We start from the raw sequence: 24,418 nt of genomic DNA, 5'->3' as shown, positions 1-24,418 counted from the left end.
GACACATTCGTGGCAGATACTGCCAACAAATCGTAGGCTGGGGATCACCACCACGACCCCCAGGAGTGTCGATGACCCTCGCCACCGAGCGTCCCCGCCTGCCGTTCACCCGACCGAACCTGCTCGACCTCGCGCCGTTCTACGAGGTCCTGCGCCGTGAGGCGCCGATCGCGCCGGTGACCACCCCGGCCGGGGACCCGGCCTGGCTGGTGACCCGGTTCGCCGAGGTCCGCGAGCTGCTCGGGGACAAGCGGTTCGGCCGGTCGCACCCGGAGCCGGAGAAGGCGTCGAGGATCAGCACCGCCGCCGTCCAGGACGGGCCGACCGGCACCTACGAGAACGAGGCGGAGGAGCACGGCCGGATGCGCCGGCTGCTCACCCCGGCCTTCTCCGCCAAGCGGATGCGGACGCTGTCCGGGCACGTGCAGGAGCTCGTCGACGGCTACGTCGACGCGATGGTCGCCGAGCACGACGCCGCGGGCCCGGGTGCCACCGTGGACCTGCACACCCACCTCGCCTTCCCGCTGCCCGTCGCGGTGATCTGCTCGCTGCTCGGCGTCCCCGAGTCCGACGGCGAGTACTTCCGCGCCCTGTCCGACCGGATGGCCACCTTCTCCGGGGAGGACGCCCACGTCGCCCGCGAGGAGTTCGGCCGCTACATGGCCGGGCTCGCCGAGGGCAAGCGCGCCGAGCCGGGCGAGGACGTCATCACCGACCTCGTGCAGGCCCAGGCCGAGGACCCCGGGTTCGGCTACCCGGAGATGGTCCGGCTCTGCGTCGGGCTGCTGTTCGCCGGCCACGAGACCACGGTGAACCGGATCGGGCTCGGCATCCTGTTCCTGATGACCAACCGCGACGAGTGGGACAGGCTCGCCGCGGACCCGGACGGCCGGGTCGACGCCGTCATCGAGGAGGTCATGCGCCTCGGCGCGCCCGGCGACCTGGGGCTGCTGCGCTACGCCCACTCCGACGTGGAGATGGCCGGGGTCACCATCGCGCGCGGCGACGCGGTGATCCTCTCGGTCAACGCCGCCAACCGCGACGTCGACGTCTTCGACCACGCCGAGACCTTCGACCCCGACCGCACCGAGCGCGGGCACGTCGGCTTCGGCCACGGGCCGCACTTCTGCATCGGCGCGAGCCTGGCCCGCACCGAGCTGCGCGCGGTGTTCGCGACGCTCGCCCGCCGGCTTCCCGGGCTGGACCTCGCCGTCGGCATGGACGAGCTCGACGTGCGCACCGACCACATCACCGGCGGCGTCCGCAGCCTGCCGGTCCGCTGGTGAGGGAGGGGACCGCGATGAAGGTCGAGGTCGACCAGCACGCGTGCGTCGGTTCCGGGCAGTGCCTGCTCACCGCCCCGGACGTGTTCGACCAGCGCGACTCCGACGCCGTCGTCGAGCTGCTCACCGACACCCCGCCGGACGGCCAGGAGCAGGCCGTGCGCAACGCGGCGCGCGGCTGCCCGGCGTCGGCGATCACCGTCGTCGACGGCTGAGCGGAGCGATGAGTCCGGGACGCCTCCGCGGTCGACCCCGGTGTACGCCGCACCGACGACCGTGGAGGCACCTCCCGTGCGCACCCTCGCGATCACCCAGAACATCACCCTCGACGGCGCCGTCGAGTTCCTCGGCGACTGGTTCGACCCGAGCGCCGAGGGCCAGGACGACATGCTGGCCGAGCTGCACCGCCAGGACTCCGCGTCCGACGCGACCCTGCTCGGCCGTCGCACGTTCTGCGACTTCCGCGGTTTCTGGCCCGCGCAGACCGACGACGCCACCGGCATCACCGACTACCTGAACCAGGTCGACAAGTACGTGGTGTCCTCCACGCTGACCGACCCGGAGTGGCAGAACTCGACGATCCTGTCCGGGGACCCGGTGGCCGAGGTGGCGGCGCTCAAGGAGCAGCCGGGCACCGACATCGTCCTGACCGGCAGCATCACGCTCTGCCACACGCTCATCGCCGCCGGGCTCGTCGACGAGTTCCGGCTCTTCCACCACCCCGTGGTCCAGGGTGCCGGGCGGCGGCTGTTCCCCGACGGCTGGAACGCCCAGGGGCTACGGCTCCTCGACGCCCGCTCGTTCGGCGGCGGGATCGTCTACACCGCTCACGCGCCGCGCTGAGCCGTCCGCGCTGCCAGCAGTTCCCGGCCCGGGCCGGACAGCTCCGCGACCGCGTCCGCCCGCCCCGCGGCGGCCATCAGCAGCGCCTCGGCGTGCCCGGCGACACCCACTGGCCGGGCGTGAGGGTGTCGAGCAGGCCGGCCAGGCCGGCGCGCTCCGCGGCGGCGAGGTCGTGCACCGGGCCGCGCCTCACTGCGCCGTCTCCTCCCGGGAGGCGGCCCGCTCGACGCGGTGCCGCACGTACCGCGACACCACCAGCCCGCCCACGACGGCGACGAGCAGCCCGATCCAGGAGAACCGCTTCAGCCAGGTCTCGGCGACGATGCCGAGCAGGTAGATGAGGGCGACCGTGCCGCCCGCCCACAGCACCGCCCCGGTGGCGTTCGCGGCGAGGAACGCGGGATAGCGCATCCGCATCGTCCCGGCCAGCGGCCCGGCCAGGATCCGCAGGATCGCCACGAACCGGCCGAACAGCACCGCCCACACCCCGTGCCGGTCGAAGATGCGGCGGGCGACGGTGAGGTGGGCCGGGCCGAGGTGCTTCGGGAAGCGACGGCCGAGCCGGTCGAGCAGGCCGGTGCCGTAGCGGCGCCCGACCGAGTAGCCGATCGAGTCACCGACGATCGCGCCCGCCGTCGCCGACGCCGCGACGGCGACCGGGTCGATCGGCGACCCCGGGCGCGCGGCCAGCAGCGCCGCGCCGACCAGCACGATCTCGCCGGGGAGCGGGACGCCGATGCTCTCCACCCCGACCACGCCCGCGCACAGGAAGTAGATCGCGAGCGGGGGGATCGCCATCAGGAGCATGTCGACGTGCACCACTCCATCATGCACACGTCTCGGTGGTGCGGTGACGGCCCGGTGCGGGCATCATGCGCGGGCGTGAGCACACCGCTGGAGCAGGTCTTCCTGGCCGCCCACGACGACCTGCCCCGTGAGGCGCCGGGGTCGGAGGAGACGACGGCGCTGCTGCTGCGGCTGGCCGGTGACCTGCCCGAGCGGCCGCGGATCGTCGACATCGGCTGCGGGACGGGCCCCTCGACGCTCCCGCTGGCCGCGGCGACCGGTGGTGAGGTCGTCGCCGTCGACCTGCACGAGCCCTTCCTCCACCGGCTGCGGACCCGCGCCGCGACGTCCGGGCTGGGGGAGCGGGTGCGTCCGCTCGTCGCGGCGATGGACGACCTCCCGCTGCCCGACGGCGAGGCCGACCTCGTCTGGTCCGAGGGAGCGGCCTACATCATGGGGTTCGACGCCGCGCTGGCCGGCTGGCGGCGGCTGCTCGCCCCGGGCGGTGTGCTGGTCCTCACCGAGGCCGAGTGGACGACCACCGAGCCGTCGCCCGGCGCGCGGGAGTTCTGGGACACGGGCTACCCGGGGATGCGGACGACCGCGGAGAACGTCGCCGCCGCGCAGCGCGCCGGGTACACGGTGCAGGCGGTCTACCTGCTCCCCGACTCCGACTGGGACGCCTACTACCGGCCGCTGGCCTGCCGGATCGCCACCCTGCGGGAGGACGGCGTCGACCCGGCGGCGCTGGACGAGGTGGGCGACGAGATCGCCGTGCGGGAACGGTTCGGCGCCGAGTACGGCTACACCGGCTACGTCCTGCGCCCGCGCTGACCCGACTCCCGCGCGCCCGTGAGCCGGCCGATCCGGTCGACCCCCGCGCACAGCAGCGCCGCGGCGACCGCGACCAGCACGTAGGTGAGGATGACCAGGGCGCGCACCAGGCGCCGCACCCCGTCGGTCCCGGACGGGGCCCGGTCGGCCAGCAGCTCGCGGTCGGCGGGATGGACCGGATCCACCACCCCGCAGTCCTACGTCGACGCGGGGCAGTTCCCCGGCGGCACGCTCCCCACGGGTGGCTCGCTCACCGAGGCCCAGGGCATGAACGCGCTCGCCCGGATCACGGAGAACCTGGGCCCGGGGCCTGCGCCCGGACGACGTCACCTCGATGCGGGTGTTCCTCGACAACGCCCCCGGCACGACCCGGGCGGACTACGCCGGCTGGAACCGGGCCTACCTCCAGTACTTCGCCGACACCGACCTGACCACGGGGGAGACGCTGGTCCCGACCGGGACCGCCGCGCCCGCCGCACCGCTGGTGCGCAACCCCGCCCGGCCCAGCCGCTTCGCGCTGGAGGTCGCGATCCTGCCGGTGCCCGGCTGGCTGGTCGAGGTGGAGGTCGACGCCGTCTACCCGGCCGGGGTGACCCTGCGCTGACCTGCCCCCCCGCCTGCCCGGCCGGCACCGGCGGTGGCGCCGATCCGTCCGCGGCACCGGGGTGCGGCGGTACGGTCGGGTCGTGAGCCCCGTCGTGCCGCCGGGCCTGCGCCCCCGCACCGATGAGGACCTGCCCGCCTGCGTCACGGTGCTGCGTGCCGTGCACGCCGCCGACCGTTACCCGTCGACCTGGCCGGCCGACCCGGCGGCGTTCCTGTCCCCGCCGGGACTGGCCACCGCGCTGGTCGTCACGGTGGGGGAGCGGGTCACCGGGCACGCCGCGCTCGTCGCCGACGACGTCGACGACGCGGGCGACCCCGGTGCGCTGCGGCTGACCCGGGTGTTCGTCGACCCGGCGGCCCGTCGTGCCGGACATGCCCGCGCCCTGCTGGCGGGCGTCGCCGCCGCGCTGGCGGCCCGCGGCCGCGACGGGGTTCTCGACGTCGTCGAGTCCGTCCCGGCCGAACGCCTCTACCGGGCGGCCGGCTGGGTCCGCACCGGGACCGCGCCCGCCGGGTGGCGGTTCCCGGACGGCCGCGAGCCGGTCGCCGCGCTCTACCGACTATCGGTCACGCAGCGCCGAAAGGGTGACGACACAGCGCGATAGTCGACCATCGGTCACGCTACGCTGCGCCGATCGGGCTACGGTGATCCTCGTGATCGAGGTCCCCACCCCGACGGTGGCCGGTCTGCTGCTCCGCGCGGTGCCGCAGCCCGTCCGCCGGGACGCCCACGCCGCGATGCACACCCTCGCCCCGTGGGGCGCGGTGTCGGCGCAGCTCGTGCAGGACTCCGGCGGCGGCGTCGCCGACCACGACGTGCACGTCGACGGCGACCCGGTCCACATCCCGTTCCGGACGTCGTTCCCCTGGCCGTCGTCGGCCGTGCTCGCCCGGATGGGCACGCGCCGCCGCGCCGTCGTCGCCGCCTGGATGTCGCGCAGCGAGAACGCCGGCCACCGCCAGCGCGCCGTGCGCGACCTGCTCGGCGTACACGAGGCGTGGGTGGTGCCGTTCGTGGTCGCCCCCTGCGGGGAGTACGTCCACGAGATCGGCGCCGACGTCGACCGGTTCGTCCGCACCGAGCTGGGCCGCCACCCCGCGCTCCGGTACGCCTACGCCCGCTTCGTGCGGGACAACCCGCGCTTCCTGGCCACCACGCGGCACCGCGCGGTGACCTTCCGCGACCTGGACCACCGGTGGCCGCACCGGGGCGACCCGGACCGGACCTACCCGCAGCTCGCGGCGCTCGACGCGCTGTCCGCCCTCGCCTATCGGGGAGGTCAGGACCACCCGGGGGACCCGGCACCGCCGCGGGTCGCCGCGGCGGCGTCCTGAGCGCTCAGGCGGACGGGGCCGCCGCCGTGACCTCCGCGGTGCCGCGGTCCAGCACCACCTCGCCGTCGACGGCGGTCCGGAACGCGACCGTGCCGTCGCCGGTGTCCCACACCGAGACGGTCAGGGACTGCCCGGGCACGACCGGGCGGGTGAACCGGGCGTCCATCGCGACGAGGCGACGGGCGTCGCCGTCACAGACGGTCGCGACCAGCGCACGCGTGGTGAACCCGTAGGTGCACATGCCGTGCAGGATCGGCCGGTCGAACCCGCCCTTCGCGGCGAACCGCGGGTCGCTGTGCAGCGGGTTGCGGTCCCCGGTCAGCCGGTACAACAGGGCCTGGCCGGGCGTGGTCCGGTAGGTCACCTCGTGGTCGGGCGCCCGGTCGGGGACGGGGCTCGGCGTGGTGTCACCGCGGGGGCCGCCGAAGCCGCCCTCGCCGCCGAGGAACAACGTCTTCGTGCTGGTCAGCACCGGCTCCCCGGTGCCGGCGTCGACGGCCTCGGCCTCGGTGCGCACCAGCGCCCCGGACCCCTTGTCGAGCACCTCGGTGACCGTCGCGGTCACCCGGACCCGCCCCTCCACCGGCAGCGGGCCGACCACCCGGAACGCCTGCTCGGCGTGCACGACGCGCGAGGCGTCCACGTCACCGAGGTCGACCTTCGCGCCCGCCGTGACGATCTCCGCGAACGACGGCAGCACCGCCGTCCGCACGCCCCCGGTGTTCTCCGTGGTCAGCGACAGCTCGGCGGTGGGGTCCTCACCCCCCGCGCCGACGGCGACCGCGTAGAGGAGCACGTCGTCCCGTGCCCACGCGAAGCTGACCGGTTCGCACTGCGTGCCCTCGAGATCGGGCGCCAGGGGCATGGGGAGTCTCCTTCGACGATCCACCGTGAGGCGGAAACCTATCCCGCCCGGTGCCCGCCGCCCAAGTCCCCGGTGCCCGGCTGACACACTGTCGAGGTCAATCGTGGTCGTGAAGGGAAGAGTGTGGTGACGGCATCACCGGAGGCGGTCGAGCTGGCGAAGGTGGCCGCGGCCGCCGCGGCCGACAAGAAGGCCGTCGACATCGTCGCGCTCGACGTGTCCGACCAGCTCGCGCTGACCGACTGCTTCGTGCTGGCGTCGGCGGCCAACGAGCGTCAGGTCCAGGCCATCGTCGACGAGGTCGAGGAGAAGCTGCGCGAGCGCGGCAGCAAGCCGACCCGGCGCGAGGGCGACAACGACAACGGCTGGGTCCTGCTGGACTTCAACGACATCGTCGTGCACGTCATGCACACCGAGCAGCGCGGCTTCTACGGCCTGGACCGGCTCTGGAAGGACTGCCCGGCGATCGAGGTGCCCGACCCCCAGGGCGCCCCGGACGGCACTGCATGACGCTGCGCCGGGTCACCCTGCTGCGGCACGGGCAGACCGAGTACAACTCCGTCGGCCGGATGCAGGGGCACCTGGACACCCGGCTGACCGACGCCGGGCGCGCGCAGGCCGCGGCCGTCGCGCCGCGGCTCGCGCAGGAACGGTTCGACCGGATCATCACCTCGGACCTGACCCGCGCCCACGACACCGCGACCGCCGTGGCCGAGGCCGTCGGGCTGCCGCTGTCGGTGGACAAGCGGCTGCGGGAGACCCACCTCGGGGACTGGCAGGGACGCACCATCGCCGAGATCGGTGCCGACGACCCGGGCGCGATCGCCGAGTGGCGGTCCGACCCGCGGTTCACCCCGCCCGGCGGGGAGTCCCGGGTCGACGTGGTCGTCCGGTCGCTGCCGGTCGTCGAGGAGCTGGACCTCGAGTACGCCTCCGACCCGGAGGAGCGCTCCGTGCTGCTCGTCGCGCACGGCGGCATGATCGCCGGGATGGTGTGCGGGCTGCTCGACCTGCCGCAGTCGTCCTGGCCGGTGATCGGCGGGCTGGGCAACACCCGCTGGGCCGTCGTCGCCCGTCGTGACGACCACCCCCGCTGGCGCCTGTCGGGGTACAACATCGGTGCCTGACCTGCTGGTCGTAGGGGACTCGCTGGCCTTCCACGGGCCCGAGCGGCCCTGCCCGGCCGACGAGCCGAGGCTGTGGCCCAACATCGCCGCCGCCCGGCTCGGGGGCCGCGCCGAGATCGTCGCGCGTGCCGGGTGGACCGCCCGGCACGCCTGGTCGGCGATCACCGGGGACCCGCGGGTGTGGGCGGCGCTGCCGCGGGTCGGAGCGGTCGTGCTCGGGGTGTCCGGGATGGACTCGCTGCCGTCCCCGCTGCCGACCGCGCTGCGCGAGCTGATCCCGGTGCTCCGGCCCGCCCCGCTGCGCCACGCGGCCCGCAGCGCCTACCGGCGCGCCCAGCCGCGGCTGGCCCCGGCACTGGCGCGGCTGCCCGGCGGGGGACCGGCGACCCTGCCGCCCCGCCTCACCGCCGCCTACCTGGAACGCTGCCGCGCCGGGGTGCACGCGCTGCGCCCCGGGCTGCCGGTGGTGGCGCTGGCACCGTCGGTGCACCGCGCCGCCGACTACGGCCTGGCCCACCCGCACCGCGCCGCCACCGACGCCGCGATCCACCGCTGGGCGGCCGGCGCCCCGGCGGTGACGGTGCTCGACGTGCCCGCCCTGGTCGGCGAACACGTCCTCGGTGGACACGGCAACCCCGACGGGTTGCACTGGGGCTGGGCGGGACACGCCGCCGTCGGGGAGGCACTGGCCGGGCTCCTCGCGGCCGCGGGGGACCGGCCGTGACCCTGCTCGGCATCGACCTCGGCACCACCTCGGTCAAGGCGGCGGTGTTCACCGGCGACGGCGTCCGGGTCGCCACGGCCCGGGCCGCCCACCCCACCGCGCGGCCCGCACCCGGGCACGCCGAGCAGGACCCGCACGACTGGTGGTCCGGGCTCACCGAGGTGGTCGGCGCGCTCGGCCCGGCACTGGCCGGGGTGACGGCGGTCGGGGTGTGCGCCCAGGTCAACACCCATCTGTTCGTCGACGACGACGGTGCCCCCGTGCAGCCGGCGATCACCTGGCAGGACGGCCGGTGCGGCCCGGTCGCGGCGACACTGACCGGGCGGCTCGCCCCCGCCGACCGGGCCCGGGTCCGGGGCGGGCTGGGCACCGTCGACGCCTCGCACGCGGCCGCCCGCGCCGCCTGGCTCGCCGCGCACCGGCCCGACGCGTGGGCCCGCGCACGGAGGCTGCTCGCCCCCAAGGACTGGCTGCTCGAGCGGCTCACCGGCACCGCCGTGGCCGATCCGTTGTCCTCGACCGGGCTCCTCGGCCCCGACGGCCGGTACCCGGACTGGCTCGACCTGCTCGTCCCCGGGCTGCGCGCGATGCCGGCGCCCCTGGCCGACCCGGCGTCGGTCGCGGGGGAGACCACCGGCGCGGGCGGGCTCCCGGCCGGGCTGCCCGTCGCGGTCGGGACGATGGACGCCTGGGCGGCGCTGCTCGGCGGCGGGATCGCCGCCCCCGGCGACGCGATCGACATCGCGGGGACCTCGGAGGTCCTGGCCCTCGCCGCGACGCCCGGCGGCGGCGCCCCGGGCATCGTCACGTTCCCGTCGTGGCGCGGGCTGCACGTGCACGCCGGGCCCACCCAGGCCGGCGGCGACGCCCTGACCTGGGCGTCCGCGGTGCTCGGCGTCGCACCGGGCGAGCTGCTGGACCGCGCCGCCTGCGCCGACCCGGGCCAGGTCCTGTTCCTGCCCCAGCTCGCCGGGGAACGGGCCCCGCTCTGGGACCCGGACCTGCGCGGGCACTGGCTCGGCGCGGGCTTCGCCACCGGGTCCGCCGAGCTGGGCCGCGCCGTGCTGGAGGGCGTCGCGCACGCCGCCCGGCACGTCCTGGGGCCGCTGGAGGCCGCCGCCGGACGTCGCGCCGACACGATCGCCGCCTGCGGCGGTGGTGCGGCGAGCGACCTCTGGTGCCAGATCAAGGCCGACGTGCTGGACCGGCCGCTGCGCCGCACCGCCGAGCGCGACGCCGGGGTGCTCGGTGCCGCGATGCTCGCCGCGCTCGCGACCGGCGACGCCGCCTCGGTCGGCGAGCTCGCCGGGCGCATGGTGCGGGTCGACCGGGAGTTCACCCCCGACCCGCGCACCCGCGGTCGCCTCGACGACGCGCACGGCCGCTACCTCGCCGCGCAGCGGGCACTGGCACCGCTGTTCCGCCCGACGGGTGGATAGGGTCCGGCCGTGCCCCCCTCGCCGGTCGCCGTGGTCACCGACTCCACCGCCCACCTGCCGCCCGGCGTCGCGGAACGGCGGGGCATCCACGTCGTCCCGCTGGAGGTGCGGCTCGGCGAGCGCACCGCCCGTGACGGTGTCGACGTGTCCGCCGCCGAGCTGATCACCGCCCTCGCCGACCGCAACCTGCTGGTGCAGACCTCGCGCCCGACGCCTGCCGCGTTCGCCGAGCGCTTCACCGCCCTGCTCGACGCCGGCGCCCCCGCCGTCGTGGCCGTGCACCTGTCCCGGGAGCTGTCCGGCACCTGGGACGCGGCCCGGCTCGCCGCACAGGAGGTCGCCCCGGACCGGATCCGGGTCGTCGACTCGGGCGCCATCGCGATGGGTCTGGGCTTCGCCGTGCTGGCCGCCGCCGACGTCGCCGGGGCAGGTGAGGCCCCCGAGGACGTCGAGGCCGTGGCCGGTGCCGTCGCCGCACGGGCACGGGTCCTGTTCGCCGTGCAGGACCTGGAACGGCTGCGCCGTGGCGGCCGGATCGGTGCCGCGTCCGCGCTGGTGGGCACGGCCCTGTCGGTCAAGCCGATCCTGCACCTGCGCGACGGCCGGATCGCGCCGCTGGAGAAGGTGCGGACGACCTCGCGCGCGACCGAACGGCTCGTCGCGCTCGCGGTCTCCGAGGCGGGTCCGGGGGCGCACGTCGCCGTGCACCACCTCGGTGCCGAGGACCGGGCCGAGGACGTCGCCGACCGGCTGCGCGAACGGCTGCCCGACGCCGCCGGGATGCACGTCTCCGAGGTCGGCGCGGTGATCGGGGCGCACGCGGGACCGGGGCTGGTGGGGGTCGTGGTGGTGCCGGCGGGCTGACCGCCTCCTCGAGGGTGCCCGGCTCCGGACGCCTGCCACGGGCCGGCGGGGCCCCGCCGGTGTGTAGCACGGACCGCCGACGGTCCGGCCCCGTGACGGCCCACGGGATGCCGTCGGTCCCCAATCGACGGATCCGTCCACAGGCCGGACATCGGCCGGTCGGAACGGGTGTGACGGACCTAGCGTCGGATGCGTGACCAGGACCGACGCCTCCCTCGACCCGGCCCGGCGGCTCGCCGGGATCGGGAGGCGCGGGCGCCCGGACACGGTCGCGGACCGGCTCGGACCCCCGACGGTCCCGTTGCCCGCGCTGCCGGTGCCTCCCGGCCCGGCCGGGTCGCGCCCCGGACGACCGCCCGCACCCGGGCCACTCCCGCCGCACGATGTCAGCGGTGCCGTTCCGCCGGGTCCGATCCCGCCCGCCTCCCGACGCGACACCCCGCACCGTGCGACACCCGTCCGGCCCGCCGACCCCGGCGCCTCGCACGGTGCGGCACCGGTGCGGCCCGCCGACCCCGCCGACCCGCAGGGCGCGCCGCCGGTGTGGACCGCCGACCCCGACGCCGGCCACCCCCTGGCCCTGCTGGCCCGGGACGACCCCGCCCCGCCCGAGGAGACCCTCGCCGACGACGGCCCGCACGGCGGGCGCCCCTCGTGGCTGCGCCGCCGGGCCCAGCGGTGGCTGCCGTCGTCGCTGGCCGGGGCGCGGGTCGACCCGGGCCGCCCCGGTGCGCTCGCTCTGGTGGCGGTGGTGCTCGTCGGTGCGCTCGTCGCCGGGGTGGGTGTGTGGCTCGACCGCCCCACCGTGCAGCCCGTCGGCGGTCTCCCCGAGGTGACGGCGGTGCCCGGCGAGGCGGCGGCCGGGGAGACGGACCGGTCGGCGGACGCGGGCGCACCGGCACCCGTCGCGGCGGCCCCGGTCACCGCGGGGCCGCTCGTCGTCAGCGTCGTCGGGCGGGTCGCCCGGCCGGGCCTCGTCCGGGTGCCCGACGGGTCGCGCGTCGCCGACGCCCTCGACGCCGCGGGGGGCCCGCTGCCCGAGGTCGACCTCAGCGTGCTCAACCTGGCGCGGCGGCTCGGGGACGGCGAGCAGATCGCGGTCGGCGTCCCACCGGCCGCCGACGCCGCCCCGGTGCTGCCCGCTCCGGGCTCCGAGCCCGCGTCGGGCACCGAACCGGGCGCGGCCGCCGCCCCCGCCCCGCCCGGCGCGTCCGGCGGGAAGATCGACCTGAACACCGCGACCGCGTCCGACCTCGACGCCCTGCCCGGCGTCGGCCCGGTCACCGCGAAGAAGATCATCGACTGGCGCAGCGCCAACGGGCGCTTCAGCCGGGTCGAGCAGCTGCGGGAGATCGACGGCATCGGCGAGCGCCGCTTCGCCCAGCTCCAGGAACTGGTGCGGGTGTGAGCCGCGCCGGAGCCCGCCGGGCGGACCCGGTCCACGGGGAGCACGACGACGAGCACGACGAGCACGACGACCAGGCCGAGCGTCCCGCCCCACCCGACCTGCGCCTGGTCCCCGCCGCGCTCGCCACGTGGGCCGCCGTCCTCGCCGGGCTGCTCGGCGGCACCACGGGTGGGATCACCGCCGCCGTCCTCGCGGCACTCGCCCTGCCGGTCGCCCTGTTCCGCGCCCGGACCAGCGCCCGTGCCGCGGCGCCGTCGTCGATCGTGCTCGCCGCGGCCGGGTGCGCCCTCGTCGCGGCCGTCCTGGTCACCGTCCACGCGGCCGCGCTGGCCTCGCACCCGCTGCGGGCACCCGCCGACCGCGGTGCCGCCGCCGAGGTCCGCGTCCGGCTCACCGACGACCCCCGGCTCCTGCGCAGCACCACCGGCGGCGGCGACGAGTCCGGCGCCGCCCGGGCGATGGCGCTGGTACCCACCGAGCTCGTCACGGCCACCGTCGGCGGGGACCGGGCGACCACCGGCGGGAAGCTCCTGCTCCTGGCCCCGGCGGCGAGCTGGACCGGGCTGTTCCCCGGCCAGGAGGTCTCCGCCGCCGGGCTGCTCATGCCCGCGCAGCGCCCCGACCTCACGGTCGCCGTGCTGAAGGTCCGGGGTGCGCCGCAGGACGTGACCGTGCCGCCCTGGTGGCAGACCGGTGCCGGGGCGCTGCGCGACGGCCTGCGCGACGCGGCGCTCTCCGCGCTGCCCGAGGCACCCGCGGGGCTGCTGCCCGGGCTCGCGATCGGGGACACCCGCGCCCAGCTCGCCGAGACCGAGCAGGACTTCCGCACCGCCGGGCTCGCGCATCTCACCGCCGTCTCCGGGGCCAACGTCGCGATCATCACCGGGGCGGTGCTGCTCCTCCTGCGCCTGTTCCGAACCGACCCGCGGATCGCGGCCGCGGCAGCGATGCTGGCCCTGGTCGGGTTCGTCGTGCTGGCCCGGCCGTCACCGTCGGTACTGCGGGCGGCGGTGATGGGCGGGGTGGTGCTGATCGCGTTCGCGGCCGGCCGCGCCCGGTCGGCGGTGCCCGCGCTGGCGGTGGCCGTGCTCGGCCTGCTGCTGGCCGCCCCCGCCCTGGCCGTCGACGCCGGGTTCGTGCTCTCCGTCGTCGCCACCGGTGCGCTGGTCCTGCTGGGCCCGGGCTGGACGGCGGCGTTGCGGCGGCGTGGGCTGCCGTCCGGACCGGCCGAGGCACTGGTCGTCCCGGTCGCCGCGGCCCTGGCCACCGCGCCGGTGATCGCCGGGCTCAACGGGGGAGTCGGGCTGGTCACCGTGGTGGCGAACCTGCTCGCGGCGCCCGCCGTCGCCCCCGCGACGGTGCTGGGCGTGCTCGGTGCGGTGCTGTCCGCGGTGAGCCCGGCCGCCGCGTGGTGCTGCGCCTGGCTGGCGGGACCGTTCGTGTGGTGGCTGGTGGTGGTCGGGGACCGGGCCGCCGCGGTGCCCGGTGCCACCGTGCCGTGGCCCGCGGGGGCGGGTGGCGCGCTGCTGCTCACCGGGGTGCTGGTCGTGCTGCTGGCGATGGGCCGGGTACCCCGGCTGCGGGCGCTGTTGCTGGCCCTGCTGGTGGGGCTGCTCGTCGTCCTCGTCCCGACCCGGTTCGCGCCGCCCGGATGGCCGCCCGCCGGGTGGCGGATGGTGGCCTGCGACGTCGGTCAGGGCGACGCGCTCGTCCTCGCCACCGGTACCCCCGGGCACGCCGTCCTGGTCGACACCGGGCCGACCGACGACGCCGTCGACACCTGCCTGGACCGGCTCGGCGTCCGGGTCCTGGAACTCGTGGTGATCACCCACTTCCACGCCGACCACGACGGGGGCCTCGCCGGCGCGCTGCGTGGCCGCGCCGCGGGCGGTATCGCCGTCGGTCCGGTACGGGAACCGGCGTCCGGGCTGCGCGACATCACCCGGCGTGCCGAGGAGGCCGGTGCCCCGGTGGTGGGGCTCGCGCGCGGTATGGAGCTGGGCTGGCCGGAGCTGCGCCTGCAGGTACTCGGTCCGGTCCACCCGCCCCTGACGGTCGACGGCAGCGACGGGACGGCGGTCAACGACATCTCGCTGCTGCTGCGCGCGACCACCCCGGCCGCGACGATCCTGCTGACCGGCGACGCCGAGCTGGTCGCCCAGGACGACCTGCTCGACTCCGGGGCCGACCTGCGGGCGGACGTGCTGAAGATGCCCCACCACGGGTCCCGCAAGGTGGTCCCGCGGCTGATCACGGCCGTCGCGCCGCGGGCGGCGGTGATCAGCGTCGGCAACGGCAACAGCTACCGGCACCCCAACGCGGAGCTGGTGGACCGGCTCGCCGGGGCGGGGATCGTCGTCGCACGCACCGACCGGTCCGGCGACCTGGCCCTGACCGGCGACGACCCGGCCGGGCTGACGGTGGTCGCGCGGGGCGACCCCCGTCCGGCGCCCGGCCGGCGGGGCCGGTCAGCCCCGGTTCGCCAGCGCCTCGCGGACCGCGGCGGACGTCGACGGCACGGTCGCCGTCGGGCCGACCTCGCCGGAGACGGCGTCGAGGGTCTTGAGGCCGTCTCCGGTGATCATGAGGACGGTCTCGGCGTCGGGGTCGAGCGCCCCGGCCTCGAGCAGCTTCTTGGTGGTCGCGATGGTGACCCCGCCCGCGGTCTCGGCGAACACGCCCTCGGTGCGGGCCAGGAGCCGGATGCCGGCGACGACCTCGGAGTCGGAGACGTGGCCGACCGAGCCGCCGGTGCGGCGCACCGAGTCGAGGACGTACGGGCCGTCGGCCGGGTTCCCGATCGCCAGCGAGCGCGCGATGGTGTCCGGCTTCTGCGGCTGGATCACGTCGTGGCCGGCCTCGAAGGCCCGCGCGACCGGCGAGCAGCCGGTGGCCTGGGCGCCGAACACGGTGTACGGGGTGGGCTCGACCAGACCCAGGGTGCCGAGCTCGGTGAACCCCTTGTCGATCTTGGTGAGCTGGGAGCCGGAGGCGACCGGGACGACGACCTGCTGCGGGAGCCGCCAGCCGAGCTGCTCGGCGACCTCGTAGCCCAGGGTCTTCGAGCCCTCGGCGTAGTACGGCCGGACGTTGACGTTCACGAACGCCCAGTCCTCGTGCTCGGCGGCCAGCTCGGTGGCGAGCCGGTTGACGTCGTCGTAGTTGCCGTCGACGGCGAGCAGGGTGCCGCCGTAGACGGCGGTGGTGACGATCTTCGCCTGCTCCAGCGAGGACGGGATCAGCACGACCGAGTCCCAGCCCGCGCGGGCGGCCGCGGCGGCGACGGCGTTGGCCAGGTTGCCCGTCGAGGGGCAGCACAGCACCGAGAAGCCGAGCTCACGGGCGGCGGCGAGCGCGACGGCGACGACGCGGTCCTTGAACGAGTGCGTCGGGTTGCCCGTGTCGTCCTTGATCCAGATCTTGCGGACGCCGAGCGCTCGGGCCAGGTTGTCGGCCTCGATCAGCCGGGTCAGGCCGGGCTCGGTGTTCGCGTGCTGCTCGACGGTCGACGGGACCGGCAGCAGGTCCTTGTAGCGCCAGATCGACTTCGGCCCGGCCTCGATGGAGGCGCGGGTGACCGTCGGGAACTCGTAGGCGACCTCGAGGGGGCCGAAACAGCGCGGACACGCGAACTCCGCGGCGAGCGGGATCTCGTGGCGGCACTCGCGGCACGCGAGAGCGCGCGCGGAACCGAGGTCGTAGGCGGAGGTGGTTTCGGGCGCAGCAGTGAGAGTCACGAGATCTCCTCATCTGTCCCGCCGGAGGTGGCGGGCCGGAATTGGCACCGTGTTCGTCGACGTCCTCGCCACGCGGAATGCGCAGGTCTGGGCGGATCGTCGTGCGACGCCGGTTGCCGGGGCTTCAACGGGCCGTTCCCTCTGCCCCTCTGGATGAGCCATATGCGGTTGTGGTGCTCCGGACGCCAGGCGCCGGAATCGACGACGACCGTACGCGAGCGGGCCGCCCCACCGCCAGACGACGTCCTCCGGTCGGGACGCGGCTCACCCGTTGTCGGAGGTGTGGGCCACCATGGGGGTGTGAGCAGCACGAGCGAACCGGGCCCGCTGCAGCTGGTCGTCGGGGACGAGGAGTTCCTGGCCGAGCGGGCGGTGTCCGACCTGGTCCGGCGCGCACGGCAGCGCGATCCGGAGACCGAGCTGCGCCGCTTCCGCACCTCCGAGGTGGCACCCGGCGAGCTCGCCGGGCACCTCAGCCCCTCGCTCTTCGCGGAGGGCAGGGTGATCGTGCTCACCCACGGTCAGGACGCGAACAAGGACATGACCGCCGCCATCGCCGACTACGTGAAGGACCCGGCCGACGGGATCGTGCTCGTGGTCCAGCACGCCGGGGGGGCGAAGGGCAAGGCGGTCCTGGACCTGATGCGCAAGGCCGGGGCGCACACCGTCACCTGCAACCGCATCACCCGCGCCGACGAGCGGTCGGACTTCGTGCGCGACGAGGTCCGCCGCCACGGCGGCACGATCACGCCCGGGGCGCTCGCGGTGCTGGTCGAGGCGGTCGGGTCGGACCTGCGGGAGCTGGCGGCCGCGGCCGGGCAGCTCGTCGCGGACACCGGCGGCGCCGTGGACGAGGCCGGGGTGCGGCGCTACCACCGCGGCCGAGCCGAGTCCTCGGGCTTCGCGGTGGCCGACGCGGCGGTCGCGGGGGATCGGCGGGCGGCGATGGAGGCGCTGCGGTGGGCGCTGGTGCTCGGTGTCCCGCACGTGCTGATCGCCGACGCGCTCGCGGACTCGGTGCGCACCCTGGCCAAGGTCGGCTCGGCCGGGCGGGGCGACCCGAACCGGCTGGCCGGGGAGCTGGGCATGCCGCCCTGGAAGATCCGCAAGGCCCAGCAGACGGTCCGGCAGTGGCGGCCGGAGCAGCTCGCCGTCGCCATCGCGGCGACGGCGCGGGTGAACGCCGACGTCAAGGGCGTCGCCGCGGACGCGGGATACGCGTTGGAGCGGGCCGTGCTGGCCGTCGTGTCCGCGCGCACCCCGCGCTGACCCGCTCAGCCTGGGGGACACCGGCCGCGCCGGGCCGCCCGGGGCCGGGAACACGACGACGGCGCCGCCCGGGTGGGGCGGCGCCGTCGTCGGAAGAACCGGGGTGGCTCAGGCCTGGACGTCGTTGAGACGCTTGGCCAGGGCCGACTTGCGGTTCGCCGCCTGGTTCCGGTGGATGACGCCCTTGCCGGCCGCCTTGTCGAGGGCCTTGGCCGCCTTGCGCTGCAGCTCCACGACGTTGTCGGCGCCGGAGTCGGCGGCCTCGCGGAAGTGGCGGATCGCGGTCTTGACCGACGACTTCACCGACTTGTTGCGCTGCCGGCGCTTCTCGTTGGTCTTCACTCGCTTGATCTGCGACTTGATGTTGGCCACGTCTGCCTCTGGTCTTCCTGCCTGCTGGTCGGCTGGTGAGTGTTCTCGTCCGGGTCCGCTCCGGCGGCACCGAACAGCATCACTGGAGAGAGGGTCCAGGCCGTTTCGGGCGAGCACGCCGAGCGCTCGACGCACAAGGTTACCAGCGGCGTCGTCGCGCCCTGTGCCGGGTCACCAGACGCGGTAGGGCAGGAACTTCCCGTTGAGGGTGATCACGGCCCGGTCGCCCTTGGGGTCGGGCACCCGCTGCAGGTCCAGCTCGAAGTCGATGGCCGAGACGATGCCGTCGCCGAACTCCTCGCGGACCAGCTCCGAGATCGTCGTTCCGTACACCTGGACCATCTCCGAGAGCCGGTAGACCAGTGGATCGGTGAGGTCCACCGCGGACGCGCCGCGGACCGGCGGGAGGGTGAGCGCGTCGACGACGTCGGGCTCCAGGTCGAGCAGCGAACCCGCGGTCTCGGCCTGCTCGCGGGTCAGCGTCTGCTGCCCGAGCAGGGCCGAGGTGGACCACTCGACCGGGTGCCCCAACGCCTGGGCGATCTTGTCCCAGGTGAGGCCCAGCTTCTTCTTGCGGGCCAGCACGACGCGGGCGGCGCCCAGTCGGTCCAGCGGGGGGACGGGGGTGACCGACACGGTGACTCCTCCGGGTGGGGGTGGCTGACCCGTTCGATCGTGCGCGATCGGTGGGCGGGCGGCAACGCCGGGACGCGCCGCGTGAACGGCGTGTGACGATCTGCGGTGCCACCACGGCGGTCGCCCGGCCCGACATGGGACGATGGGACCCAGTGCCCCGAGCCGCGAGTGCCCTGAGCACCCGAAGTGCCCGAAGCCCCACGCATGAGCGAAAGCCGAGTACAGCCGAGTGACGACGTACGCCGACCGCACGTTCACCCCGCCGGAGCGCATCCGGAACTTCTGCATCATCGCCCACATCGACCACGGGAAGTCCACCCTGGCCGACCGGATGCTGCAGGTCACCGGGGTGCTCAGCGCGCGTGACGCCCGGGCCCAGTACCTGGACCGGATGGACATCGAGCGCGAGCGCGGCATCACGATCAAGGCGCAGAACGTGCGGCTGCCGTGGACGGCGAAGAACGCCGACGGCGTCGAGACCGAGCACGTGCTGCACCTGATCGACACCCCGGGTCACGTCGACTTCACCTACGAGGTGTCCCGGGCGCTCGAGGCGTGCGAGGGCGCGATCCTGCTGGTCGACGCCGCGCAGGGGATCGAGGCGCAGACCCTGGCCAACCTGTACCTGGCCATGGAGAAGGACCTGCACATCATCCCGGTCCTCAACAAGATCGACCTGCCGGCGGCGGACCCGGAGCGCTACGCCGCGGAGATCGCGCACATCACCGGCTGCGAGCCGGAGGACGTGCTGCGGTGCAGCGCCAAGACCGGTGAGGGTGTGGAGGCGGTGCTGGACGCCGTCATCGCGCAGGTCCCCGCCCCGGTCGGCGACGCCGACGCCCCCGCCCGTGCGATGATCTTCGACTCGGTCTACGACACCTACCGCGGCGTCGTCACCTACATCCGGGTCGTCGACGGGAAGCTCTCGCCGCGCGAGAAGATCAAGATGATGTCCACCGGTGCCGAGCACGAGCTGCTCGAGATCGGGATCGTCTCCCCGGAGCCCAAGCCGTCCGACGGCCTCGGCGTCGGCGAGGTCGGCTACCTCATCACCGGGGTGAAGGACGTCCGCCAGTCCAAGGTCGGCGACACCGTCACGTCCAAGCGCAACGGGGCCACCGCGCCACTGACCGGCTACCGCGAGCCGCAGCCGATGGTCTACTCCGGGCTCTACCCGATCGACGGCTCGCAGTACCCCGACCTGCGTGAGGCGCTGGACAAGCTGCAGCTCAACGACGCCGCGCTCACCTACGAGCCGGAGACCTCGGCCGCGCTGGGCTTCGGCTTCCGCTGCGGCTTCCTCGGCCTGCTGCACCTGGAGATCACCCGCGAGCGGCTCGAGCGCGAGTTCGACCTCGACCTGATCTCCACCGCACCCAACGTCGTCTACCAGGTCACCACCGACGACGGCGAGGAGATCGAGGTGACCAACCCCAGCGACTGGCCGGTGGGCAAGGTCGCCGAGGTCCGCGAGCCGATCACCAAGATCACCATCCTGGCGCCGTCGGAGTTCGTCGGCACCATCATGGAGCTCTGCCAGAGCCGGCGCGGCCAGCTCGGCGGGATGGACTACCTGTCCGAGACCCGCGTCGAGCTGCGCTACACGATGCCGCTCGGCGAGATCATCTTCGACTTCTTCGACAACCTGAAGTCCCGCACGCGCGGCTACGCCAGCCTCGACTACGAGGAGGCCGGCGAGCAGGTGGCCGACCTGGTCAAGGTCGACATCCTGCTGCAGGGCGAGGCCGTCGACGCGTTCTCCGCGATCGTGCACAAGGAGTCGGCGTACTCCTACGGCACCTCGATGGCGACCAAGCTGCGCGAGCTCATCCCGCGCCAGCAGTTCGAGGTGCCGATCCAGGCCGCCGTCGGCGCCCGGATCATCGCCCGCGAGACGATCCGCGCGATCCGCAAGGACGTCCTCGCCAAGTGCTACGGCGGCGACATCTCCCGCAAGCGCAAGCTGCTGGAGAAGCAGAAGGAGGGCAAGAAGCGGATGAAGACGATCGGCCGCGTCGACGTCCCGCAGGAGGCCTTCGTCGCCGCGCTGTCCACCGGCGGCGGGACGGCCACCGAGAAGCCCAAGAAGTAGCTCCCGGACGCGAAGCGGGCCCGACTCCCGGCAGGGGGTCGGGCCCGACGTGTACGTGGTGGGGGCGGGGGAGCGCGCGGGCGGTCTACATGACCGAGCCCGCCCGGGGGCCGGGGATCGGCCCGTCGCACGGCGCGGGCCGGGCGGCGGGGGCACGGCGCGGCGACAGGATGCGCTGCACCCGCTGGCAGACGGACTCGACGACCGTCCGTCCCTCGGCCGACAGGTGCACCAGCACGCGGCGCCGGTCGAGCGGGTCGGCCGACCGGTAGGCCAGCTTCTTCTCGACGAGGCGGTCCACGATCCGGGTGGCCGTGGGGGCGGGCAGCGACGTGTATCCCGCGACCTCGCCCATGCTGCGGCCGGTGCCGCGGGCGAGCATCAACAGGACCCGCCAGCCGTCACGGCTGACGTCCGTCGAGGACGGGTTGGTGGACAGGGCTGTGGCCACGGCGTGGTCGACCCGGTCCAGGAACTCGACGACACCCGCGGCTCCAGGCGTCGGGGCAGCCATGGTGGCAGTCCCCGACGCCCGTCGACTGAAAGGCTCGGTCACGATGACGCACTGTACTTGCCGATCGGGCGAAATCCGACCCTGTCCTGGGCAAACGTCCCCCGAGCGCCGGGCGGTCGTCACGCAGCGATGACCGACAGGCCGACGACCAGCGATTACGTAGACCGCTTGACGTTCACCAACGACATCACGACTGCATCACACCCGGATCACGTAACGCCTCAGCGGGTCAGGACGATCTTCCCCGCCGTGCGCCCCGCGGACATCGCCTCGAACGCCTCCTTCGCGGAGTCCATCGGCAGTTCTGTCCCGATCTCCGGCGCGATCCCGGCTGTCGCCACGAAGTTCATGAGATCCGCGAGCTCCTGGCGCGTCCCCATGGTCGAGCCGACCACCTCGAGCTGGAGGAAGAACAGCCGCTGCAGGTCCGCGGGCGGGTTCGGGCCCGAGGTGGAGCCGCAGATGACGATGCGGCCACCGGGTCGCAGCGCCCGCATGGAGTGCTTCCAGGTGGCCTCGCCGACCGACTCCATGACGGCGTCGACCTTGCCCGGCAGCTTCGCCCCGGACTCGAACGTGGCGTGCGCGCCGAGCCGCTCGGCCAGTGCGCGCTTCTCCTCGTCGCGGCCGGTGACCCACACCTGGAAGCCCGCGGCGCGGCCCAGCTGGACCAGCGCCGTCGAGACGCCGCCGGAGGCGCCCTGGACGAGCACCGTCTGGCCCGGCTGCAGGCCCGACTTGGTGAACAGCATCCGGTAGGCGGTCAGCCAGGCGGTGCCCAGGACGGCGCCCTGGCCGGGGGTGAGGCCCTTCGGGGCGGGGACCGCGTTGCGCGCCGGGACGATCACCTTGTCGGCCATCGTGCCCTGGTGGCGCTCGGTGAGCAGGGTGCGCTTCGGGTCGAGCGTCTCGTCGCCGCGCCAGTCGGGGTCGCCGATGATCGGGTAGAGGACGACCTCGGTGCCGTCGTCGAGGGTCCCGGCGCCGTCGCAGCCGAGGATCATGGGGAACTGGTCGGGCTTGATGCCGACCCCGCGCAGCGTCCACAGGTCGTGCATGTTGAGGCTGGCGGCGGAGACGTTGACGGAGACCCAGCCGTCGGGGACCTCCGGGTCGGGCCGCTCGCCCACGACGAGGGAGTCGAGGGGAGCGTCGGCGTTGGGCTCCTGCGCGTAGACAGCGAACATGGCCCCGAACCTAATGCCTGGGCCCGGGGACTACCGTGTGGAGTGTGCGCACGATCATCGACGGCTGGGACGCGTTCGAGCTGTGGCTCACCGGCCTGCCGTTCGTGGCGCAGGTCGTGTTCGTGACGGTGGTGGTCCTGCCCGCGTGCGCGCTGGTCGCGATCGGTGCCGACCGCGCCACCCGGCGCTTCGACACTCCCCGCGGGCGTCGCGACGGCGGGGTCTGAGCGCTCAGACCGGCTGGGCCGCGAGTGCGGCCAGTGCCTCCGAGCAGCCCGCGTCGACGCGCAGGTCGGCGAGCTCGTCGCCCCGGGTCGCCCCGCGGTTGACGATCACGACCGGCACCTCAGCCCGGTGCGCGGCCCGGACGAACCGCAGCCCCGACATGACGGTGAGCGAGGACCCGGCGACGAGCAGCGCGCCGTCCTCGGGGGTCAGCGCGGCCACCATCGCGTAGCAGCGCGCCACCCGGTCCTTCGGCACGTTCTCCCCGAAGAAGACGACGTGCGGTTTGAGGACCCCGCGGCAGGACGCGCACGGCGCGATCCGGAAGCCGTCGGTGATCTCCACCGCGGCGTCGCCGTCGGGGGCCGTCTCGACCTGCGCGCTGTGCGCCTCGGTGAAGCCGGGGTTGAGCGCGGTGAGCCGGGCCTGCAGCGTGTCGCGCGGGGTGATGCGGCGGCAGCCCAGGCAGACGACCTCGTCGATGCGCCCGTGCAGGTCGACCACGCCGCGGCTGCCGGCCACGGAGTGCAGGCCGTCGACGTTCTGCGTGATCAGCCCGTCGACGACGCCCGCCGCCCCCAGTGCGGCCAGCGCGCGGTGTCCGGGGTTCGGGTCGGCGCGACGCATCCGGGCCCAGCCGACGTGGCTGCGCGCCCAGTACCGCCGCTGCGCGGGCTCCCCGGACACGAACTCGGAGTAGGTCATCGGGTTGCGCGGTCGTGAGCCCGGGCCGCGGTAGTCCGGGATGCCGGAGTCGGTGGACAGTCCGGCCCCGGTGAGGACGACGAGGCGCCGCCCGGCGAGCAGGTCCAGTGCCGCGCCCGGGTCGGTGCTGACGACGGGGACGCTCATGCCCTCCAGGGTAGGCGCGCCCGGTGGTTCCCCGCCCCTCGGCGGCCCCACCTCCGCACCTCGCCCCGCCGCCGCGGAGCCCCCTCCGCCGAGCCGCAGCAGGACCCTCGCCCGCAGTGGTCGCGGCACTCCCCAGCTCTCCGGGCCGGGGCGCGGGGCTCAGCCCTCCGGCACCCAGGACGGCGTCCGCTTCTCCCCGAAGGCCAGGATGCCCTCCTGCCCCTCCTCGGAGGCGAAGTACGAGGCGGACAGCGTGTTCATCGCGGCGAAGTCGTCGCTCATCGTCGCCGGGCGCTCGCGGCGCAGCATCGCCTTCGCCCCGGCCAGGGCGCCGGGCGCACCGAGGCGCAGCATGCCGGTGTAGCGGGCCACCTCGTCGTCGAGGGCCTCCGCCGGGACCGCGCTGTTGATCAGCCCGACGGCCGCCGCGCGCCGCGCGTCGAAGGTCTCCCCGGTGAGGAAGAGCTCGTGCGCGGCGCGGGCGGACAGCCGGGGAAGCACGGTCACCGAGATGACCGCGGGCACCACCCCGATCCGGACCTCGGAGAACGCGAAGGTGGCCGACTCGGCGGCGACGGCGATGTCGCACGCCGCCACGATCCCGACCCCACCGGCGCGGGCCGGGCCCGACAGCCGGGCGACGACCGGCTTGGGGGAGTCCCACAGCGTCGTCAGGATCCGCGGCACCTCGGTGACGCCCTGCTGCTCGGCGCCCGCGCCACGGGACTCCTTGAGGTCCATGCCCGCGCAGAACACCGTGCCGGTGTGGGTCAGCACGATGACCCGCACCGCGTCGTCGGCGATCGCCGCGTCGAGGTGCGCGATCAGCTCCCGGCGCAGCTGCGCCGAGAGTGCGTTGCGGTTGCGCGGGGAGTCCAGGGTGATCGTCGCGATCCCGGCCTCGACGGCCAGGTGGACGAGCTCGGGGGAGTCGACGGTGTCTGCCACCCCCGCAGACTAGGACCTCAGGCCTTCGTCCAGGTGCTGGTGATCGACACCCCGGCCAGGGCGAACAGCTGCGACACCGGGCAGCGGCGCTCGGTCTCCCGGGCCAGCTGCGCGACCTGCTCGTCGGTGCCGTCGGTGGTGATCACGGCGTCGATCCGCAGGTTCTGGAAGGTGGTCTCGCCGTCGCGGTGGGTGCCGGTGGTCATCGTCGTCGGGTTGAAGTCGGCGGCGACGTCGAAGCGCACGTGCTCGATCGTGATGCCGAGCTCCTTCGCGACGATCGAGCTGGTGACCTGGTTGCACGACGACAGGGACGCGAGCGTGTAGGCGAGCGGGCTGGGGTGCTCGTCCTTGCCGCCGAAGGCGGGGTAGGCGTCGGTCTCGATGACGTAGCCGGCGCCGTCGACCGCGACGGTCTGCGCGACGCCGGTGCCCTGACCGCTGACGGCGAAGGTGACGAGAGGCATGGGTG

At 74.9% G+C, this 24,418-nt stretch carries 28 protein-coding genes, 1 pseudogene and 1 riboswitch; of the genes and pseudogenes, 17 read left to right on the top strand and 12 right to left on the bottom strand.

Translation table 11 applies throughout. The annotated features are described in order from the left end of the window. Positions 1–71 precede the first annotated feature (71 nt). The 3 genes from KPF22_RS21210 (at position 72) to KPF22_RS21200 (ending at position 2,126) form a co-directional block, all read left to right on the top strand. Complete coding sequence (locus KPF22_RS21210) at positions 72–1,286, top strand: cytochrome P450 (protein ID WP_208825180.1); 1,215 nt, start codon at positions 72–74, stop codon at positions 1,284–1,286. Between the two features lie 14 nt (positions 1,287–1,300). Then, positions 1,301–1,498, top strand: a complete 198-nt coding sequence (locus tag KPF22_RS21205; RefSeq protein WP_062404434.1) for a ferredoxin — start codon at positions 1,301–1,303, stop codon at positions 1,496–1,498. A 76-nt stretch (positions 1,499–1,574) separates the two neighbouring features. Further along, a complete protein-coding gene (locus KPF22_RS21200) occupies positions 1,575–2,126 on the top strand; it encodes a dihydrofolate reductase family protein (protein WP_208825182.1) in 552 nt (183 codons plus the stop codon). Here KPF22_RS21200 and KPF22_RS32270 read toward each other — a convergent pair. Together KPF22_RS32270 and KPF22_RS21195 are read right to left on the bottom strand one after the other, a co-directional pair. Beyond that, positions 2,111–2,236: a hypothetical protein gene (locus KPF22_RS32270; protein ID WP_255625044.1), complete on the bottom strand. Its 126-nt coding sequence runs from the start codon at positions 2,234–2,236 to the stop codon at positions 2,111–2,113. The two genes, KPF22_RS21200 and KPF22_RS32270, sit on opposite strands and share 16 nt — an antisense overlap. Before the next feature lie 79 nt (positions 2,237–2,315). After that, positions 2,316–2,945 (bottom strand): DedA family protein, encoded by a 630-nt coding sequence (locus KPF22_RS21195; RefSeq protein WP_208825184.1) that lies wholly within the window; start codon positions 2,943–2,945, stop codon positions 2,316–2,318. Positions 2,946–3,008: 63 nt separating this feature from the next. Between KPF22_RS21195 and KPF22_RS21190 the strand changes: the two genes are divergently transcribed. After that, positions 3,009–3,746, top strand: a complete 738-nt coding sequence (locus KPF22_RS21190) for a class I SAM-dependent methyltransferase (RefSeq protein WP_208825186.1) — start codon at positions 3,009–3,011, stop codon at positions 3,744–3,746. Here KPF22_RS21190 and KPF22_RS21185 read toward each other — a convergent pair. After that, on the bottom strand, positions 3,725–3,934 hold the full coding sequence (locus tag KPF22_RS21185) for a hypothetical protein (RefSeq protein ID WP_208825188.1): 210 nt from the start codon (positions 3,932–3,934) through the stop codon (positions 3,725–3,727). The genes KPF22_RS21190 and KPF22_RS21185 overlap by 22 nt on opposite strands. A 146-nt stretch (positions 3,935–4,080) precedes the next feature. On the opposite strand from KPF22_RS21185, the gene KPF22_RS21180 reads away from it, so the two are divergent. The 3 genes from KPF22_RS21180 (at position 4,081) to KPF22_RS21170 (ending at position 5,687) form a co-directional block, all read left to right on the top strand. Beyond that, complete coding sequence (locus KPF22_RS21180) at positions 4,081–4,350, top strand: hypothetical protein (protein WP_224403095.1); 270 nt, start codon at positions 4,081–4,083, stop codon at positions 4,348–4,350. An 82-nt stretch (positions 4,351–4,432) separates the two neighbouring features. Further along, positions 4,433–4,957 carry a GNAT family N-acetyltransferase gene (locus KPF22_RS21175; protein WP_208825192.1) on the top strand — a complete coding sequence of 175 codons (525 nt, stop codon included), beginning with the start codon at positions 4,433–4,435 and terminating at the stop codon, positions 4,955–4,957. A gap of 49 nt (positions 4,958–5,006) precedes the next feature. Beyond that, the gene (locus KPF22_RS21170; protein WP_224403094.1) at positions 5,007–5,687 is read left to right on the top strand and encodes a hypothetical protein; all 681 of its coding nucleotides are present in this window, start codon (positions 5,007–5,009) and stop codon (positions 5,685–5,687) included. 4 nt (positions 5,688–5,691) lie between these two features. On the opposite strand, the gene KPF22_RS21165 is transcribed toward KPF22_RS21170, so the two are convergent. After that, positions 5,692–6,552, bottom strand: coding sequence for a MaoC family dehydratase (locus KPF22_RS21165; RefSeq protein ID WP_208825196.1), 861 nt, complete (start codon positions 6,550–6,552; stop codon positions 5,692–5,694). A gap of 126 nt (positions 6,553–6,678) precedes the next feature. Here KPF22_RS21165 and rsfS point away from each other — a divergent pair, with 126 nt between their 5' ends. From rsfS to KPF22_RS33705, 7 genes and pseudogenes are all read left to right on the top strand, one after another. Further along, positions 6,679–7,062, top strand: coding sequence for a ribosome silencing factor (gene rsfS, locus KPF22_RS21160; protein ID WP_062401418.1), 384 nt, complete (start codon positions 6,679–6,681; stop codon positions 7,060–7,062). Then, a complete protein-coding gene (locus tag KPF22_RS21155; protein ID WP_208825198.1) occupies positions 7,059–7,679 on the top strand; it encodes a histidine phosphatase family protein in 621 nt (206 codons plus the stop codon). Before rsfS ends, KPF22_RS21155 begins: the two co-directional genes overlap by 4 nt. Next, the gene (octT, locus tag KPF22_RS21150) at positions 7,672–8,403 is read left to right on the top strand and encodes a diglucosylglycerate octanoyltransferase (RefSeq protein ID WP_062401422.1); all 732 of its coding nucleotides are present in this window, start codon (positions 7,672–7,674) and stop codon (positions 8,401–8,403) included. Before KPF22_RS21155 ends, octT begins: the two co-directional genes overlap by 8 nt. Further along, on the top strand, positions 8,400–9,842 hold the full coding sequence (locus KPF22_RS21145) for an FGGY-family carbohydrate kinase (protein ID WP_208825200.1): 1,443 nt from the start codon (positions 8,400–8,402) through the stop codon (positions 9,840–9,842). The genes octT and KPF22_RS21145 overlap by 4 nt, the downstream gene beginning before the upstream one ends. Before the next feature lie 9 nt (positions 9,843–9,851). Further along, positions 9,852–10,706 (top strand): DegV family protein, encoded by an 855-nt coding sequence (locus tag KPF22_RS21140; RefSeq protein WP_224403093.1) that lies wholly within the window; start codon positions 9,852–9,854, stop codon positions 10,704–10,706. 193 nt (positions 10,707–10,899) lie between these two features. Then, positions 10,900–12,114 carry a helix-hairpin-helix domain-containing protein gene (locus tag KPF22_RS21135; RefSeq protein ID WP_224403092.1) on the top strand — a complete coding sequence of 405 codons (1,215 nt, stop codon included), beginning with the start codon at positions 10,900–10,902 and terminating at the stop codon, positions 12,112–12,114. Positions 12,115–12,572: 458 nt separating this feature from the next. After that, a pseudogene (locus KPF22_RS33705) lies at positions 12,573–14,342 on the top strand (ComEC/Rec2 family competence protein); the annotation flags it as partial. Between the two features lie 240 nt (positions 14,343–14,582). Here KPF22_RS33705 and thrC read toward each other — a convergent pair. Further along, on the bottom strand, positions 14,583–15,851 hold the full coding sequence (gene thrC, locus KPF22_RS21125; protein ID WP_208826866.1) for a threonine synthase: 1,269 nt from the start codon (positions 15,849–15,851) through the stop codon (positions 14,583–14,585). 6 nt (positions 15,852–15,857) lie between these two features. Further along, positions 15,858–16,011, bottom strand: a riboswitch (SAM riboswitch). A gap of 140 nt (positions 16,012–16,151) precedes the next feature. Here thrC and holA point away from each other — a divergent pair. Beyond that, a complete protein-coding gene (holA, locus tag KPF22_RS21120) occupies positions 16,152–17,120 on the top strand; it encodes a DNA polymerase III subunit delta (protein ID WP_179760589.1) in 969 nt (322 codons plus the stop codon). Positions 17,121–17,228: 108 nt separating this feature from the next. Here the strand turns inward: holA and rpsT are convergent, their stop codons facing one another. Then, positions 17,229–17,492, bottom strand: a complete 264-nt coding sequence (rpsT, locus tag KPF22_RS21115; RefSeq protein WP_062401442.1) for a 30S ribosomal protein S20 — start codon at positions 17,490–17,492, stop codon at positions 17,229–17,231. A gap of 171 nt (positions 17,493–17,663) precedes the next feature. Further along, positions 17,664–18,128 (bottom strand): cyanase, encoded by a 465-nt coding sequence (gene cynS, locus KPF22_RS21110; RefSeq protein WP_224400900.1) that lies wholly within the window; start codon positions 18,126–18,128, stop codon positions 17,664–17,666. A gap of 229 nt (positions 18,129–18,357) precedes the next feature. Here cynS and lepA point away from each other — a divergent pair, with 229 nt between their 5' ends. Next, positions 18,358–20,220: a translation elongation factor 4 gene (lepA, locus tag KPF22_RS21105; protein WP_062401443.1), complete on the top strand. Its 1,863-nt coding sequence runs from the start codon at positions 18,358–18,360 to the stop codon at positions 20,218–20,220. A gap of 85 nt (positions 20,221–20,305) precedes the next feature. Here lepA and KPF22_RS21100 read toward each other — a convergent pair whose 3' ends face one another. Together KPF22_RS21100 and KPF22_RS21095 are read right to left on the bottom strand one after the other, a co-directional pair. Then, the gene (locus KPF22_RS21100) at positions 20,306–20,734 is read right to left on the bottom strand and encodes a MarR family winged helix-turn-helix transcriptional regulator (RefSeq protein WP_224400901.1); all 429 of its coding nucleotides are present in this window, start codon (positions 20,732–20,734) and stop codon (positions 20,306–20,308) included. A 221-nt stretch (positions 20,735–20,955) separates the two neighbouring features. Continuing rightward, positions 20,956–21,921: a zinc-binding dehydrogenase gene (locus tag KPF22_RS21095; RefSeq protein WP_208824788.1), complete on the bottom strand. Its 966-nt coding sequence runs from the start codon at positions 21,919–21,921 to the stop codon at positions 20,956–20,958. A 44-nt stretch (positions 21,922–21,965) separates the two neighbouring features. On the opposite strand from KPF22_RS21095, the gene KPF22_RS21090 reads away from it, so the two are divergent. Then, positions 21,966–22,148 carry a hypothetical protein gene (locus KPF22_RS21090; RefSeq protein ID WP_208824786.1) on the top strand — a complete coding sequence of 61 codons (183 nt, stop codon included), beginning with the start codon at positions 21,966–21,968 and terminating at the stop codon, positions 22,146–22,148. A gap of 4 nt (positions 22,149–22,152) precedes the next feature. On the opposite strand, the gene KPF22_RS21085 is transcribed toward KPF22_RS21090, so the two are convergent. The 3 genes from KPF22_RS21085 to KPF22_RS21075 form a co-directional block, all read right to left on the bottom strand. Further along, the gene (locus KPF22_RS21085; RefSeq protein ID WP_224403091.1) at positions 22,153–22,998 is read right to left on the bottom strand and encodes an NAD-dependent protein deacetylase; all 846 of its coding nucleotides are present in this window, start codon (positions 22,996–22,998) and stop codon (positions 22,153–22,155) included. 159 nt (positions 22,999–23,157) lie between these two features. Further along, positions 23,158–23,946, bottom strand: coding sequence for an enoyl-CoA hydratase-related protein (locus tag KPF22_RS21080; protein WP_208824781.1), 789 nt, complete (start codon positions 23,944–23,946; stop codon positions 23,158–23,160). Between the two features lie 17 nt (positions 23,947–23,963). Next, positions 23,964–24,413 carry an OsmC family protein gene (locus KPF22_RS21075; RefSeq protein WP_208824779.1) on the bottom strand — a complete coding sequence of 150 codons (450 nt, stop codon included), beginning with the start codon at positions 24,411–24,413 and terminating at the stop codon, positions 23,964–23,966. Between the last annotated feature and the right edge of the window lie 5 nt (positions 24,414–24,418).

It is taken from the genome of Pseudonocardia sp. ICBG1034, assembly GCF_020131375.1.
GTDB classification, from domain to species: Bacteria; Actinomycetota; Actinomycetes; order Mycobacteriales; family Pseudonocardiaceae; genus Pseudonocardia; species Pseudonocardia alni.
Note: the sequence above shows the minus strand (reverse complement) of the source record. Positions and strands in the feature narration are given on the sequence as shown.

Coding starts and splice junctions, on each gene's coding strand:
- KPF22_RS21210 (WP_208825180.1), top strand. CDS start 72: ATGACCCTCGCCACCGAGCGTCCCCGCCTGCCGTTCACCCGACCGAAC.
- KPF22_RS21205 (WP_062404434.1), top strand. CDS start 1,301: ATGAAGGTCGAGGTCGACCAGCACGCGTGCGTCGGTTCCGGGCAGTGC.
- KPF22_RS21180 (WP_224403095.1), top strand. CDS start 4,081: ATGCGGGTGTTCCTCGACAACGCCCCCGGCACGACCCGGGCGGACTAC.
- KPF22_RS21165 (WP_208825196.1), bottom strand. CDS start 6,552: ATGCCCCTGGCGCCCGATCTCGAGGGCACGCAGTGCGAACCGGTCAGC.
- KPF22_RS21155 (WP_208825198.1), top strand. CDS start 7,059: ATGACGCTGCGCCGGGTCACCCTGCTGCGGCACGGGCAGACCGAGTAC.
- KPF22_RS21100 (WP_224400901.1), bottom strand. CDS start 20,734: ATGGCTGCCCCGACGCCTGGAGCCGCGGGTGTCGTCGAGTTCCTGGAC.
- KPF22_RS21095 (WP_208824788.1), bottom strand. CDS start 21,921: ATGTTCGCTGTCTACGCGCAGGAGCCCAACGCCGACGCTCCCCTCGAC.
- KPF22_RS21085 (WP_224403091.1), bottom strand. CDS start 22,998: ATGAGCGTCCCCGTCGTCAGCACCGACCCGGGCGCGGCACTGGACCTG.
- KPF22_RS21075 (WP_208824779.1), bottom strand. CDS start 24,413: ATGCCTCTCGTCACCTTCGCCGTCAGCGGTCAGGGCACCGGCGTCGCG.